Origin of the sequence: Brachybacterium nesterenkovii (genome assembly GCF_900163655.1) — a bacterium.
GTDB classification, from domain to species: domain Bacteria; phylum Actinomycetota; class Actinomycetes; order Actinomycetales; family Dermabacteraceae; genus Brachybacterium; species Brachybacterium nesterenkovii.
Genome location: NZ_FWFG01000093.1, coordinates 44,632 through 59,402 on the forward strand (window position 1 = coordinate 44,632; position 14,771 = coordinate 59,402).

15 protein-coding genes and 3 pseudogenes are annotated in these 14,771 nt (G+C 68.8%); 12 read left to right on the top strand and 6 right to left on the bottom strand.

Annotated elements, in window-relative coordinates; all coding sequences use genetic code 11:
- Positions 1–222 precede the first annotated feature (222 nt).
- On the top strand, positions 223–582 hold the full coding sequence (locus tag FM110_RS10760; protein ID WP_087104758.1) for a hypothetical protein: 360 nt from the start codon (positions 223–225) through the stop codon (positions 580–582).
- Positions 583–670: 88 nt separating this feature from the next.
- On the opposite strand, the gene FM110_RS10765 is transcribed toward FM110_RS10760, so the two are convergent.
- Positions 671–1,780 (bottom strand): YeiH family protein, encoded by a 1,110-nt coding sequence (locus FM110_RS10765; RefSeq protein ID WP_234992292.1) that lies wholly within the window; start codon positions 1,778–1,780, stop codon positions 671–673.
- Between the two features lie 73 nt (positions 1,781–1,853).
- Here FM110_RS10765 and FM110_RS10770 point away from each other — a divergent pair, with 73 nt between their 5' ends.
- On the top strand, positions 1,854–2,738 hold the full coding sequence (locus FM110_RS10770) for a LysR family transcriptional regulator (protein WP_159458056.1): 885 nt from the start codon (positions 1,854–1,856) through the stop codon (positions 2,736–2,738).
- Position 2,739: 1 nt separating this feature from the next.
- Here the strand turns inward: FM110_RS10770 and FM110_RS10775 are convergent, their stop codons facing one another.
- A complete protein-coding gene (locus tag FM110_RS10775; RefSeq protein ID WP_268802200.1) occupies positions 2,740–3,120 on the bottom strand; it encodes a DUF6320 domain-containing protein in 381 nt (126 codons plus the stop codon).
- A gap of 333 nt (positions 3,121–3,453) precedes the next feature.
- Here FM110_RS10775 and FM110_RS13895 point away from each other — a divergent pair, with 333 nt between their 5' ends.
- A complete protein-coding gene (locus FM110_RS13895; RefSeq protein WP_143276373.1) occupies positions 3,454–3,627 on the top strand; it encodes a helix-turn-helix domain-containing protein in 174 nt (57 codons plus the stop codon).
- Positions 3,628–3,728: 101 nt separating this feature from the next.
- On the opposite strand, the pseudogene FM110_RS10780 reads toward FM110_RS13895, so the two are convergent.
- From FM110_RS10780 to FM110_RS14960, 4 genes and pseudogenes are all read right to left on the bottom strand, one after another.
- Positions 3,729–4,126, bottom strand: a pseudogene (locus tag FM110_RS10780) (transposase); the annotation flags it as partial.
- A gap of 126 nt (positions 4,127–4,252) precedes the next feature.
- Positions 4,253–4,558: pseudogene (locus FM110_RS14950) on the bottom strand (transposase); the annotation flags it as partial.
- An 83-nt stretch (positions 4,559–4,641) separates the two neighbouring features.
- On the bottom strand, positions 4,642–4,755 hold the full coding sequence (locus FM110_RS14955) for an IS3 family transposase (protein ID WP_143276374.1): 114 nt from the start codon (positions 4,753–4,755) through the stop codon (positions 4,642–4,644).
- Positions 4,756–4,813: 58 nt separating this feature from the next.
- Complete coding sequence (locus FM110_RS14960; protein WP_087104763.1) at positions 4,814–5,056, bottom strand: helix-turn-helix domain-containing protein; 243 nt, start codon at positions 5,054–5,056, stop codon at positions 4,814–4,816.
- A 260-nt stretch (positions 5,057–5,316) separates the two neighbouring features.
- Here FM110_RS14960 and FM110_RS10795 point away from each other — a divergent pair, with 260 nt between their 5' ends.
- From FM110_RS10795 to FM110_RS10835, 9 genes and pseudogenes are all read left to right on the top strand, one after another.
- Positions 5,317–5,775: an Hsp20/alpha crystallin family protein gene (locus FM110_RS10795; RefSeq protein WP_087104764.1), complete on the top strand. Its 459-nt coding sequence runs from the start codon at positions 5,317–5,319 to the stop codon at positions 5,773–5,775.
- Between the two features lie 69 nt (positions 5,776–5,844).
- A complete protein-coding gene (gene dnaK, locus FM110_RS10800) occupies positions 5,845–7,710 on the top strand; it encodes a molecular chaperone DnaK (RefSeq protein WP_087104765.1) in 1,866 nt (621 codons plus the stop codon).
- An 18-nt stretch (positions 7,711–7,728) separates the two neighbouring features.
- Positions 7,729–8,268: a nucleotide exchange factor GrpE gene (locus tag FM110_RS10805; RefSeq protein WP_087104766.1), complete on the top strand. Its 540-nt coding sequence runs from the start codon at positions 7,729–7,731 to the stop codon at positions 8,266–8,268.
- A gap of 3 nt (positions 8,269–8,271) precedes the next feature.
- A complete protein-coding gene (locus FM110_RS10810) occupies positions 8,272–9,144 on the top strand; it encodes a DnaJ C-terminal domain-containing protein (RefSeq protein ID WP_087104767.1) in 873 nt (290 codons plus the stop codon).
- The gene (locus tag FM110_RS10815) at positions 9,141–9,452 is read left to right on the top strand and encodes a chaperone modulator CbpM (RefSeq protein WP_087104768.1); all 312 of its coding nucleotides are present in this window, start codon (positions 9,141–9,143) and stop codon (positions 9,450–9,452) included. The genes FM110_RS10810 and FM110_RS10815 overlap by 4 nt, the downstream gene beginning before the upstream one ends.
- Positions 9,443–12,070: an ATP-dependent chaperone ClpB gene (gene clpB, locus FM110_RS10820; RefSeq protein ID WP_087104769.1), complete on the top strand. Its 2,628-nt coding sequence runs from the start codon at positions 9,443–9,445 to the stop codon at positions 12,068–12,070. The genes FM110_RS10815 and clpB overlap by 10 nt, the downstream gene beginning before the upstream one ends.
- A pseudogene (gene trxA, locus FM110_RS10825) lies at positions 12,067–12,521 on the top strand (thioredoxin). The gene clpB and the pseudogene trxA overlap by 4 nt, the downstream one beginning before the upstream one ends.
- Positions 12,518–12,778, top strand: a complete 261-nt coding sequence (locus tag FM110_RS10830) for a UBP-type zinc finger domain-containing protein (RefSeq protein WP_087104770.1) — start codon at positions 12,518–12,520, stop codon at positions 12,776–12,778. The pseudogene trxA and the gene FM110_RS10830 overlap by 4 nt, the downstream one beginning before the upstream one ends.
- The gene (locus FM110_RS10835) at positions 12,775–14,487 is read left to right on the top strand and encodes an FAD-dependent oxidoreductase (protein ID WP_087104771.1); all 1,713 of its coding nucleotides are present in this window, start codon (positions 12,775–12,777) and stop codon (positions 14,485–14,487) included. Before FM110_RS10830 ends, FM110_RS10835 begins: the two co-directional genes overlap by 4 nt.
- Positions 14,488–14,771 lie beyond the last annotated feature (284 nt).

Here is a 14,771-nt window from a genome sequence, read left to right on the forward strand (position 1 = left end):
CGCCCGTCACTCAGCGACGCGTCACATTTCTGTATCCCCGCAGGTCAGCGCCTCTGTGTCGCACACCATCGTGAAGGACGTGTGCACATCCGCGACGCAGCGGGACCAACGTCCTACTGTCGTCCTGTCGGGAACGCAGGTGCTCCCGACGATGCGGCCATCGATGACGCTGTCGCGCTTCCAGCTTCCACGGAACCCGAGCACCCATCGAAGGAGAACCCCATGGACACCCACAACCTCGACCAGTACTTCGCCGACCGCCTCGCCGCCGACCGCCACCCGGTGGTCGCGATCGAGCTCTCCGTGCAGAGCCCCGCCCTGCGCGACGCCGTCATCGCCGGCGTCTCCCGCCTCGCCGACGCCGCCGTCCAGCGCCACGAGAACGGCGCCGTCGACCTCTCCCGCAAGCCGGTCTCCGGCATGCAGGTGGTCGCCGTCGGCCGCCACAGCGTCGCCGAGATCAAGGCCGCCGTCCGCTCCTCGAAGGCGCTCGGCGCCGGTGTGATCGTCGTCGACGACCTCTCCGAGCCCGAGCTCACGCGCTTCCTCGCCCACTTCGTGGAGCTGTCGATCAGCGCCTGAGCAGACGCACCGGAGCCCCTCCGCAGCGGCCGAGCGCCCTGTCCCGTGATCTGCGGGGCAGGGCGCTCGGCGTCGGGCATGACTGTTCTCAGGCGATCGCGAACGCCCCGACGAGACTGAGGGCCGTCACGAGACCCAGGACGGCGAGCGCCAGCAGCAAGGGGCGTCCGGCGGCGGTGCGGAGCACGTCGCGGCGCAGTCCCGTGCCGAGCGCGAACATCGCCGCGGCCAGCAGCAGCGAGGCCACCTGGGAGCTCACCGCGACGGCGGCCTCCGGGATGAACCCGAACGATCGCACGGCGACCGCCGCGAGGAATCCCAGCACGAACAGCGGGACGAGCGGGGGAGCGGCCGTCGTACTCCCGGCCTCCCGGGCCTCGCGGCGCGTGCGGGCCGTGACCAGGGCGATCAGCGGAGCCAGCAGCACCACGCGCCCCAGCTTCACCACGACGGCGATCTTCAGCGCCTGCGGTCCCAGCACGGAGCCGACGGCGACGACCTGGGCGACCTCCGGTACGGACGCTCCGGTCCAGATCCCGGCGACGCCTTCGGGCAGGGAGAGGGCGGCGGCCGCGAGCGGCAGGAGCGGGATCATGAGCGTCCCGAGCGCGACGACGAGCGCGACCGCGGTACCGGTCTCGGCATCCAGACGCTCCCGGGCGGCCTGCGCGTCCTCTCCGGGGCGCGGCGTCGGTGCGAGGGAGTCGCGGACGGCGGCGACCGCGGCGGCCCCGCAGATCGACATGCCGCACGCGACGAGCAGCGACTGTGCCGAGCCCAGACGCATCATGCGACCGGCCAGGGCCCCGGCGGCGACGCCGAGGGAGACCACGGCGACGACCAGCACGATCGCCCTCGGGCCCAGGGCCAGGATGTCACCGACGGCCAGCTGCAGGCCCAGCAGGACGATGCCCAGACGCAGCACTGTGCGGGAGGCCAGAGCCAGCCCCGGACGCAGGGCCGGGGGCAGAGGAGCCAGATTCGTGAGGGCGGCCCCCAGCAGGATCGCGACGAGGGCGGGGGAGGCCTGCGGGACGGCGCGCGAGAACATGATCGCGACGACGGCGGCCAGCAGGCTCAGGGCGAGGCCCGGCAGCAGGCGGGCGATGCGGCCGCGTCGCGTCGCGCCGGGCGGTGCCGCAGCGGACGGTGTCTCTGGGGGCGCAGGTGCGGGGTCGGTGGTGTTCGGAGTGGGCACGTGCTCCAGGATCCGCCCGCGGCGGCCTGGTGCGGTAGCCCCCGATCCGGCATGGGGGTATATCGTCAGCGATATGCCCTCGCGCGTCGACATCCCCTCCCTCGAGCTGCTCGTCGCGATCGCGGACACCGGCAGCCTCTCCGGCGCCGGAGCCGCGCTCGGCATGGCCCAGCCCAACGTCTCCCGCCGCCTGAACGCCCTCGAGCGCCGGCTCGGCGTGCGCCTGATCGAGCGCGGCGCCACCGGGAGCCGCCCGACGGCGCCGGGCCGGGTCGCCGTCGAGCACGCCCGGCGCGTGCTGGACGACGCGGACCTCCTCATCGAGCAGGTCCGCACCGCCGCAGGCCGCGGCCGCATCCGCGTCGTCGCCTCCCAGACCACCGCCGAGCAAGTGGTGCCCGGCTTCCTCGCCTCGCTCGCCGCCGCCCTCCCGGACGCGACCGTCGCCGTCGAGGTGCACAACACCGCCGACGTGCTCGCCGCCGTGCGACGCGACCGCGCCGAGCTCGGCTTCATCGAGGGGGCGGAGGTCCCCGAGGACCTCTCGGGCACCGAGGTCGGGCACGATCACCTGGTGGCCGTCGTCGCCCCGGGGCATCCATGGAGCGGACGCGGGAGCGTGGAGGCCGACGAGGTCGCCGCGACCCGGCTCATCGTCCGCGAGGAGGGATCCGGTACCCGCGACGTGCTCGCCCGAGCCCTCGCCCCGCGGCAGCTGGCCGAGCCGCTCCTGGTGCTGCACTCCAACGCCGCCGTGCGCACGGCCGTCGCGAGCGGCGCCGGCTGCGCGCTGCTGAGCGAGCTCACGGTGGCCGACGCCGTCGGGGCCGGGCGCATGGTCGCCCTCGACGTCGACGGCGCGGACCTGAGGCGCTCCCTGCGCGCGGTGTGGCGCGGGGACCTGCCCGAGCGTTTGCGCGAGCCGCTCGACGCCTTGCGGGGCGGGGCGCCGGACTGAGTCACCGCGGCTGGCCGAGCCACCGCGTCGGAGCGAGTCGCCGCGTCGGAGCGAGTCGCCGAGCCCTGCCGCGGAGGCATCCGTCCGCAGCGAACGGCCAGCGCAGGGCGCAGCGCCCGCTCGACGACAGGTGCAGGCGCCGCGCGAGCTCGTGGCGCAGGTCGGCGCCGCGGACCCAGGCCAGGCGCACGAGCGAGGCCACCGTGATCGCCCCGCAGATCCCCGAGGGCAGGCGGACCGGCACCTGCCCGAGCATGAGGAGCACGAGGGGGACCTGGCCCAGCAGCACCACGAGGGCGCTCGAGAGCACATGCTCGCCCGGTTCGAGGCGCATCGCGCGGACGATGATCACCAGGGCGATGATCGCGCTCGCGGCCGCAATATGCGAATCAGGACGTACTCAGTGGGCATCTGCGCCAGATGGTTGGGGTGACGACCACTGACCGCGTCTGACCGCGCTTGACTAGCAAGGTAGGCTCGATTCGATTTGATGGCGAGCCCGCAAAGCTGGAACACATGCCGGTGTTCTCCTTCGCCATCGGAGCCTGCGAGGGTCGGCGCAGCATCGGCCGACCGGCGAGTGCATCTCGTCACTGGTCCGCGCGACGGAGCGGAACCGCCATAACGAGGCCTGAGGCGAGAGTCGCCGGGCTGGGACGCCGATTGGTCCCAGCATCACCCATGGAGCGTTTGGGTGACTCTTCGGAGACCTCTTATGGCGACGACTACCGTCACCCCCAATGACCAGACCCCCTACCTCACCCTGCGGGAAGCCACCCGTCTCGGCTATGGCTCGGACACAACGCTGCGCAGGCGCATCAAGCAGGGCACCTTGCCCGCAGTCAAGATCGGCTCGCGGCTCAGGGTGCTGCGACATGATCTGGGCTGATGCGCGATCAAGTGTCAGCTGGGGTTATGCCGCCAGGCTGACGGTCGGGTTCGTGATGGTCTCGTATTCGATGGGGATCAATCGGCCCAGTCGGGCTTGTCGGCGGCGTCGAGTCCGCCCGGGCGGCCGCGTCGTGACCCGCGACGCTTGCGATGACCCTTCTGGTCGTCGGGTTCGGGGATCGCGGCCTTGATTCCACGGGAGCGCAGATGGCCGCGGATCGCGCGGGACGAGTACGCCTTGTCGGCGCGGACCGCCTCGGGTCGGGTGCGCGGTCTGCCGGTGTCGCGGCCGACGCGCAGGTGCGCCATCAGCGGCAGGAACATCGGCGAGTCCCCGGCCTGCCCGGGCGTGATCAGCGCGACCAAAGGGAGTCCGTTGCCGTCGACGAGCTGGTGGATCTTCGTCGACAGGCCCCCTCTGGAGCGGCCGATGCCGTGATCAGGCGGCTCTCCCGCAGATTCTTGTAACTCGTTGCAGCCCCTGTGAGGCGCGTGGAGCCTGACCCGGTTTCCCGGACGGTTCTTGTGTGTTGACCATGCCGCGATCTCGGCGGTGGTGTGAAGGGCTTCGTAGTCGCCGAGGCTGAGATTGCCGAGCGAGGTGTGCCGACGGGCGAGGCGATCCTGCCCATCGAAGCGAGGAGGCCGGCCTGGCGAAGCCGGTGCCCGAAGAGCCAGCTGGTGTATTGCACTCCTCGGTCCACGTGAACCACGGTTCCCGGTTCGGGGCGCCGCCGCCGGCGGGCCATCTCAAGCGCGTCGACGACGATCTCGGCAGTGACCCGGTCGCTGATCGACCAGCCGACGATGCGGCGGCTGAACGCGTCGATGACGGCGGCGCAGTAGACCCATCCGTCTCTCGAGCGATGCTGTGTGATGTCGCAGAACCAGAGCCGGTCGGGCGCGTCAGCGCGGAACTGCCGCTTCACGGGGTCCTCGTGCGTGGCGGTGTCGGGCGTCCAGCCGCGCCGCTTCCGGCGGTGCGAGACTCCGGCCAGCCCGCCCAGCCGTATCAGCCGCGCGTGGCGTGCTTGCGGCTGACGTGAACGCCGAGCCCGAGCCGGAGCTCGGCGAGCACCCGCGGAGCACCGTAGGTTTCCCGCGAGTCAGAGTGGATCCGGCGCATCGTGGTCGTCGGTTCCGCATCCCCGATCACGCGCCGTGACGGCGGCCGGCTCGCCCGTTCACCCGGTTTCGGCCCCGCAACTCGACGAGCTCCTTGTGCTCGTCGGTGGTGACCCGGCCTTGTCGCGGCCGGAGTCGACAGCGTCACGGTTCATCCAGTTCCGAAGGCAGGATTCGCTGATCCCGAGGTCACGCGCGGTCTGCGCATCGGGATTGCCCTGAGCAACAAGACCGAGGGCTCGACGCCGGAACTCCGGCGGGTGGGCAACAGGCACGTCACGGACTCCTTCCGAGACGATCATCGCCTCAAAGTCGGTGTCCGGAAAAGCGGGTCAGGCTCCGTTCGTCAGGCAAATGCCTTGCGAAATGCCTACGTGGGGTCCATCCTGGTACCAGAGCGATTCTCGTCTCGTGGACTCGACCGGTGCCCGGCCGGGCCGAGCGAGCCGATGCGCCGCACGGCAATTCGGACACGCAGCTCGGTGGGGTCTACCCCTCCGACCGTCGAATAAACATCGGCAGTGGAGTTGTAGCGACTCAGCGTAAATGTGGAAGTGGTGAGATGGTGATCTCACGTGCGGACCTGCGCATCGCTCAGCAGATGGAAACGCGCTCGATGTCGGTCGATCCGTCCCGAGAGGGCGACGAGTACGTTCCTGAGGCGAACCTGCTAGGCATCGACTCGGAGTCCATCGAGCTGGGTGGGCGGCCAGCCGATCACCGTCCGCGCGGTGAGCGGCCCAGTCCGCGACCGCCGGCGCTAAGTGGTTCACCGCCGAACGGCCCCCAGGGGCAATTCATGCGGTTGCTGGGCCCGGCGCCGGGCATCGACAGCGACAGCGTCACCGCCAGCTGCGACCTGGGCACCCTGCGGGTGGTGATGCCCATCGAGCAGCCCGCCGTCCGGAAAGATCCCCGAGAAGCAGCCTGCTTCCTGACTTTGGGCACTCAGCCCTGCGCCTGCGCCGATCCTGGCGCGCTCTTTGACGACCCCTGTAACGTTTATCGCATGACAAGATGACAAGATCCGACGACCTCTGTAACGTGTCTTACGTAACGTGCCTCACGTGACAGGAAAGGAACGACCATCATGGCCAAGGCAGTAGGAATCGATCTGGGGACCACGAACTCCGTTATCGCCGTCTGGGAGGGCGGCGAGGGGAAGGTCATCCCGAACGCGGAGGGAGCCCGCACTACCCCGTCGGTGGTCGCTTTCACCGAGGACGGTGAACGGCTGGTGGGGCAGCTTGCCCGCCGGCAGAGCATCCTCAACCCGAAGGGCACCATCTCGTCTGCCAAGCGGTTCATCGGCCGGTCCTTCGACGAGATCAAGGAGGAAGCCAACGCCGTCGGCTTCGACGTCGTGGAAGGCCCCAACGGCGAAGCACGGTTCAACATCCGCGGCAAGCAGTACGCGCCGGAGGAGATCAGCGCCCAGGTGCTGCGCAAGCTCGTCGACGACGCCAGCAAGTTCCTCGGTGAGAAGGTGACCGAGGCCGTCATCACCGTTCCCGCCTACTTCAACGACGCCCAACGCACCGCGACCAAGGACGCCGGACGCATCGCCGGGCTCGAGGTGCTGCGCATCATCAACGAGCCCACCGCCGCCGCACTGGCGTACGGAATGGACAAGAAGAACCACGAGACCATCCTGGTGTTCGACCTCGGTGGCGGCACGTTCGATGTCAGCCTCCTCGACGTGGGCGACGGGGTCGTCGAAGTGCGATCCACCGCCGGTGACACCCACCTGGGCGGCGACGACTTCGACCGCCGGCTGGTGGACTACTTTGCCGACGAGTTCAAGAACGAGAACGGCATCGACCTGCGCAACGACCCGCAGGCGCTGCAGCGACTGTTCGAGGCGGCCGAGAAGGCGAAGATCGAGCTCAGCTCGGTGTCCCAGACCCAGGTCAGCCTGCCCTTCATCACCGCCGACGCCAGTGGGCCCAAGCACCTGACCATGACCGTGAAGCGGTCCAAGTTCGAAGACCTCACCGCTGACCTCGTTGAGCGGTGCCTCGGTCCGGTGCGTCAGGCGATGGCCGACGCGAAGGTGAGTGAGGACGACATCGACGAGGTCATCCTCGTGGGCGGTTCCACCCGCATCCCCGCTGTCCAAGCGCTCGTCAAGCGGCTCACCGGCGGCAAGGAGCCGAACATGACGGTGAACCCCGATGAGGTGGTCGCTGTGGGCGCCGCCATCCAGGCGGGCGTCCTCAAGGGCGACGTCGACGACGTGCTGCTGCTGGATGTCACCCCGCTGTCGCTGGGTGTGGAGACCCGCGGTGGCGTGATGACGAAGATCATCGAGCGCAACACCACCATCCCCGCCCGACGCAGCGAGGTGTTCTCCACGGCCGAAGACAACCAGCCGTCGGTGGAGATCGTCGTCCTGCAGGGCGAGCGGGAGATCGCTGCGGACAACCGGGTGCTGGGCCGGTTCGAGCTCACCGGCATCCGCCCCGCTCCTCGCGGTGAAGCGCAGGTCGAGGTCACCTTCGACATCGACGCGAACGGCATCCTGAACGTGACGGCGAAGGACAAGGACACCGGCACCGAGCAGGGCATCACCATCAGTGACACCTCGAATCTGGACCAGGGCGAGATCGACCGGATGATCAAGGAAGCCGAGCAGCACCGGGCTGACGACCAGGCGCTGCGCCAGGCCGTGGACGCCCGCAACGAGCTGGACTCCGCCGCCTACCAGGTCGAGCGGGTACTGCGTGAGCTCGGCGACGCTGCACCGGAACACGAGCGTGCCCGCGCGGAGCTGCTCATCACGCAGGCCCGCGAGGCAGTGCAGAACAACGTCGGCGAGCAGGAAGCGAAAGAGCGCACCGGCGAGCTACTGCAGGTTGCGCAGTCCCTTGCTGCGGCCCGCGCGAACGCCAGCCACGCTGAGCAGCCCGCTCAGGACGACGAAGACGACGTCGTCGACGCCGAATTCGACAAGTAGCACGGAGGGAGGATCGCGATGGTCGAGGAGCAGAACGAGGACACGCGGGCCGTGGACCTGCTGAACGACGACCTCACCGACGTGTCCCCGGAGGAGCTCCGCGCCGCGCAAGCAGCGGTCGCCTCCCAGTTGGAGACGGCCGAGGACCGGTGGCGCCGGGCGGCGGCGGACTACGACAACCTCCGCAAACGGACGGCGCGCGAGATCCAGACCGTCCGCGAGCAGGAGCGGCGGCACACCGCCAAAGCCTTCTTGCCCGTCGTCGACGGGCTGGACCGGGCGCTCAGCTTCGGGATGGACCTTGACGAGGGCGTTCTGGGTGGCATGCAGTCCGTCCGGGCGCAGGCCGCTGATGCGTTGCGCGCACTCGGGTACCCCGAGATTGTCACCGACGGTGCTGAGTTCGACCCGCAGCTGCACGAGGCGGTCTCGGTCGTCGAGGATGCCAGCGTCCCGCCGCGCAGCATCCTCGCCGTCACTCGCTCCGGGTTCGGAACGCCTGAGCGGATGCTGAGACCGGCTGCGGTCGTGGTCACCCGCAAGCCGGAGGAGGAGTAGGAGATGGCGGAGGATCTCTACAGCGTGCTAGGGGTCTCCCGGTCGGCGGATCAGAAGGAGATCCGCCGCGCCTACCGGGAGAAGGCCCGCAAGTTCCACCCGGACGTCAACAAGACCCCGGGGGCGGAGGAGACCTTCAAACGGATCAGTGAAGCCCACGATGTGCTGTCGGACCCGGAAACGCGCTCACAGTACGACCGGTTCGGTGAGAACTTCCGGCAGTACGCCGCCGCGGACGCGGCTCGCTCCTCCGAGCAGCCGCGCCGCAGCGGCGGGACCCGATACACGTGGAGCGGGGGCGGCGCGCAGAGCGTGAACTGGGAGGACCTCTTCGGGGGCGGCTTCGGTGGTTTCGGTCGCGGCGCCGACCGCACCGCGGAGCTGGAGATCACGGTCGAGGAGGCCTACCGGGGCGGGCGGCGCACGGTGCAGGTCGCGTCCCCGTACGGCGGCGCGCAGGAGTACACCATCGACATCCCAGCGGGCGCTGTCGACGGGCAGCGGTTGCGAATCGCGGGCGCCGACGGACAGGACGGGGACCTGCTGGTCACGCTGCGCGTGAAGGACAGCAAGCGGTACCGGCTCAGCGGCGCGGACATCGAAACGGACCTTCCCATCTCACCGTGGGAGGCGGCGCTGGGCGCGGATGTCAGCATGCCCACCCCCGGAGGCCCGGTCACCGTGCACGTTCCGCCCGGCTCGTCCACTGACAGGCGGCTCCGCCTGCGCGGGCAGGGGATGCCGCGCAGGGGACAGCCGGGAGACCTGTATGCGCGGGTGAAGGTCGTCGTTCCCCGCACTCTCAGCAAGAAGGAGAGGAAGCTGTTCGAACAGCTCCGCGACGAATCGTCGTTTGATGCCAGGAGAGGATCATGACCTCACATCACCTGCCCGTCCGTGTCGCCCGGGCCGACCTGACGGCGACCGCGGTGGCCGCAGGTATCCACCCGGATACGCTGCGGAAGTTCGTCGAGCTGGGGCTGGTCACCGCCCACGTCGACACCAGCGGCCGGCTGTGGTTCGCCCGTACCGTCCCCGCCCGCGTGCACACCATCGTGCGTCTGCACTCCGATCTTGCCGTGAACTACGCCGGCATTGCACTCGTGCTCGACCTGCTCGCCCGCATCGAGCAGCTCGAGCAGCACCGGACCATCCGACTTGAAGGAGACACCCCATGGACATGAACTCACTCACTCAGAAGTCGCAGGAAGCGCTCACCTCGGCCCAGAGCATCGCGGTCCAGGCCGGTCAGATCGAAACGGACGAGGAGCATCTCCTGCTCGCACTGCTGCAGCAGGAGGAGGGGCTGGTTCCCCGACTGCTGCAGACAGCAGGTGCTGACGTGGAAGCGGTACGCGCCGACGTCGAAGCGGAGATCGCCCGCAAGCCCAGCGTCTCCGGGTCCTCCCCGCAGACCGGTCAGGTGTACGTGAGCCGCAGCCTCACCTCCACCCTGGAACGGGCGGAGCGGGAGGCAAAGCGGTTGAAAGACTCCTACATCTCCGTGGAGCATCTCGTTCTGGCCCTCGTCGACGACTCCTCCAACCGTCCCGCGTCCCGCGTGCTGCGCGGGCACGGTGTCACCCGGGAGAGCTTCCTCAGCGCACTCACCAAGATCCGCGGCAACCAGCACGTCAACTCCGCCACCCCCGAGCAGACGTACGAGGCGTTGGCGAAGTACGGCCGTGACCTGGTCGCTGACGCCCGGTTGGGCAAGCTTGACCCGGTCATCGGGCGTGATGCGGAGATCCGCCGGGTCATCCAGATCCTCTCCCGCAAGACCAAGAACAACCCCGTCCTCATCGGCGAGCCCGGTGTCGGAAAGACCGCCATCGTGGAGGGCCTTGCCCAGCGGATCTTGAGTGAGGACGTGCCCGAGGGCCTTCGCGACAAGACCGTGTTCTCGCTGGATCTGTCTGCCCTGGTCGCCGGCGCGAAGTACCGGGGCGAGTTCGAGGAGCGAATGAAGGCAGTCCTGGCGGAAGTGAAGGCAGCGGAGGGACGCATCCTGCTGTTCATCGACGAGCTGCACACCCTGGTGGGGGCGGGAGCCACCGAAGGGGCGATGGACGCCGGCAACATGCTCAAGCCGATGCTCGCCCGCGGGGAGCTGCACCTCATCGGTGCCACCACCCTCGATGAGTACCGCAAGCACATCGAGAAGGACGCTGCCCTGGAACGCCGGTTCCAGACGGTGATGGTCGAGGAACCAGACGTGGAGGACGCGATTTCCATCCTCCGCGGCCTGCGCGAACGGCTGGAGGTTTTCCACGGTGTCCGCATCCAGGACAGCGCACTGGTCGCTGCCGCCGTGCTGTCCCACCGATACATCACCGACCGGTTCCTGCCCGACAAGGCCATCGACCTCATCGACGAAGCCTGCGCGCGTCTGCGAACCGAGATCGACTCAATGCCCGCTGAGCTCGACGAGCTGACCCGGCGGGTGACCCGCCTGGAGATCGAGGAAGCGGCGCTGTCGAAGGAAACGGACCCTGCCAGCAAAAAACGGCTGGAGGAGCTGCGCCGGGAACTGGCCGACCTGAAGGCGGAGGCGGACTCCAAGCGCGCCCAGTGGGAAGCGGAGCGTCAAGCGATCCGCAAGGTCCAGGAGCTGCGCGGTGAGCTGGAGCGGCTGCGGCGGGAGGCGGAGGAAGCGGAGCGCTCCTACGACCTCAATCGTGCCGCTGAACTGAGGTACGGGGCTATCGCTGACGTGGAACGACGCCTGCGCGCCGAGGAGGAGCGTCTCACCTCCAAACAAGGCGGGCAGCGGCTGCTGCGGGAGGTGGTCACCGAGGACGAGATCGCCGAGATCGTCGCAGCATGGACGGGGATCCCCGTGGCCCGGCTGAAGGAAGGTGAACGCGACAAGATCCTCAGCCTGGAAGCCACCCTCAAGGAGCGGGTGGTCGGTCAGGATGAGGCCATCACGCTCGTCAGCGACGCGATTATCCGTGCCCGCTCCGGCATCCGCGACCCGCGCCGACCCATCGGCTCGTTCATCTTCCTCGGCCCCACCGGAGTGGGAAAGACCGAACTGGCCAAAGCGCTCGCGCAAGCACTGTTCGACAGCGAGTCGGCGATGGTCCGGCTGGACATGAGCGAATACCAGGAACGTCACACCGTCAGCCGGCTCGTCGGTGCACCTCCCGGGTATGTCGGGTACGAGGAGGGAGGGCAGCTGACCGAGGCGGTGCGCCGCCGCCCGTACAGCGTGGTCCTTTTCGACGAGATCGAGAAAGCGCACCCGGACGTGTTTAACACGCTGCTGCAGGTCCTCGACGACGGCCGCATCACCGACAGCCAGGGACGCACCGTCGACTTCCGCAACACCATCCTCATCATGACCTCCAACATCGGTGCCCATCACTTGTTGGGCCTCGATGGCGGCTCGATCCCCGACGACGTGCGAAACAGTGTGCTCGGTGAGTTGCGCGCCCACTTCCGTCCCGAGTTCCTCAACCGGGTGGACGACATCGTGGTGTTCTCGCCGCTGGGTCGTGAACAGATCCAGGACATTGTGGAGCTGCAGTTCAACGACCTGCGCTCCCGGCTGGCCGAGCGTCAGATCCGCATCGAGCTGACGCCCGCGGCACGCCAGCTCATCGCCGAACGCGGCTACGACCCCGTGTACGGTGCGCGTCCGCTGCGACGCTACATCAGCCATGAGATCGAGACCCGGCTGGGTCGTGCGCTGCTGAGCGGGCAAGTGATGGACGGGTCGACGGTCACGCTGGACGTGCAGGACGGCGACCTCGTCTTCAACATCGCAGCGCCCGCCGAAGAGGAGGACGCGGGGTGAGCGCGATTGTGACCTGCCCCAACTGCGCGAAGAAGAGAACCGTGTCCGCGCCGCCGCATCGGGGTACCCGCGCTGCGGCTTCTGCAAGAGCGCCGTGCCGTGGATCGTCGATGCGGGCGATGCGGACTTCGCCGAGGTGGTCGAGCAGGCCCCGCAAGTGGTGCTCGTGGACTTGTGGGCGACCTGGTGCGGACCGTGCCGGATGGTCAGCCCCGCCCTCGAGAAGGTCGCCACGGAACGTGCCGGCAAGCTCAAGCTGGTGAAAGTGGACGTGGACGCCGCACCGGAGACGGCCCGCAAGTTCTCCGTCCAAACGGTGCCGACCCTGCTCATCCTCAACCAAGGGAACGTGCTCTCCCGCCAGTCCTGAGCCGCCCCGCCGGACGGGCTGCGGCGCTGGGTGGACGAGGCGCTGCAGAAGAAGGCAGATTCGGCAGGCGGTGCCCCATGAGGTACGTCGACCCACACGTCCCGCTCATCCCCCCGGTCCGTCCCCGCACGCCGGGGGAGTGTGTGGACTGTGTGGCCGCGGGTGCGCGGTGGCTGCACCTGCGGGTGTGTCGCACCTGCGGGAAGGTCGGCTGCTGCGACTCCTCCCCGATGCGGCACGCTCGCACGTATGCGCTCACGGCGGGGCACCCCATCGTGCGGTCGCTGGAGCTGGGGGAGAACTGGAGCTGGTGCTACGTGGACGAAGCGTACCTATGAGTGACACGCCCGCCGCCAACCGCCGCCAGGTCGCTCAGGCCGAGACGCCTGACACCATCGGCGCCTTCCCGCGGCTCAGCGACGAGCAGATCGCGGTGTTGCTCGTACGAGGGCAGCGCCGCACACTCACCGACGGGGAGGTTCTCATCCGGCCCGGCGAGCACCCGTCCTCCCTCTATGTCGTCCTGGAAGGGCACCTGCTGACGGTGGACACCGAACCTGCGGCGGATCCGCGTCACCGCGATGAGCCGTTGGCGGTCGGGGTGCACGGCCGCGGCCGGTTCGTGGGGGATGTCGGGCTGCTGGAAGGACAGCCGTCTTTCGTACTCGTCTCCGCCATCGGCGCCGCCGAGGTGATGGAGGTGCCCGTCGACGAGCTGGAGGCCATCGTCACCTCTGACCCGCTGTCGGGTGAGATCATCCTGCGGGCCTTCCTCATCCGCCGCTCCCTGGCCATCGGGGCGGGAGCGGGCCTGCGGATCGTCGGCTCCTGCTTCTCCCCGCAGACCCGGGATCTGCTGGACTTCATCGTACGAAACCGGCTGCCCCACCGGCTGGTGGACCTGGATAAGGACGAGAAAGCGGAGCGGCTGGTCCGCCAGCTCGGCGCCACCGTCGCCGACTTCCCGCTGGTGATCCTCGGCGGCTCACGCACCGTTCTGGGTGCCACCCCGGCACGGCTCGCCGAAGAGTTGGGGATGCGCCCGCCCGCCCCACCGGCCACCTGCGATGTGGTGGTCGTCGGCGCTGGGCCGGCTGGTCTTGCCGCGGCGGTGTACGCAGCCTCTGACGGGTTGTCGGTCCACCTGTGCGACGCGGTCGCCACCGGCGGGCAGGCGGGAACATCATCGAAGATCGAGAACTATCTGGGGTTTCCCGCCGGAATCTCCGGCACTGAGCTCGCCGAGCGCAGCCTCCTGCAAGTGCGCAAGTTCGGTGCCACGTTGGACATCCCGACCACGCTCCAGGAGGTCGTGGAGGATGAGGACCGCTTCCGGGTGATCTTCGAAGATGGCAGGGAGGTCACCTCCGATGTGGTGGTCCTTGCCACCGGAGTGCGATACCGCTCGCTTCCCGCCGCGGGGCTGGACCGGTTCGAGACCTCGGACGTGTTCTACGCGGCAACAGCGCAGGAAGCGCGGATGTGCGTAGACACACCTGTCGCTGTTGTCGGCGGCGGCAACTCCGCCGGCCAGGCCGCGCTGTTTCTTGCCCGCACGTCCCCCCGTGTGCACCTTGTGGTGCGCGCCGCGGACCTGGGAGCGGGAATGTCCAGATACCTGGTGGACCAGATCCAACATCACCCCCGTATCAACGTGCTGCTGTCCTCGGAGGTCGTGGAAGCACACGGCGGCAACCGTTTGGAAGCGGTCACAGTCCGTCACGGTGACGTGCTGAAGAAGCTCCGCGCGGGGCACGTGTTCGTCTTCATCGGCGCCGCTCCGGCGACGACGGGATTGAAGGTCGATGTGGCACGCGATCCTGACGGGTACATCCTCACCGGCGCGGAGGCGGAGTTGGCCGGCGCGGGGACGGAAGGAAGCCCCCGCTTCTCTTTGGAAACCACCATCCCCGGGGTCTTCGCTATCGGCGATGTGCGGCACGGGTCTGTGAAGCGAATGACCTCGGCTGTGGGTGAGGGCGCCAGTGTGGTCCGGCAGATCCACGAGTACCTGAACGAGGGTCGTCACAGTCGGGTGCGCGCATGAGCTCCGACATCCAGGGACACCTGACGCTGCACGCCGCCCCGAACCCGGCAGCCGTGGGAGAACCCGCGGATCCACCGGTGGCCCATGCGGGCGTAGCGGGCGAGATCCGCTCGACGTTGCGTCGGATGAGGTAGTTTCGCCGCATGCCGGTGCTGCATATCGCCGAGGAACGCGGCGAGTGCCCGACGGTGCTACGGCACGCTATCGCGTCCTCGTCGGTGACGTTTGACGGCTCTTCACAGATGAGGGTGTAGCGGTCGATGGCGGTGTGGGCGCGTCGGTCC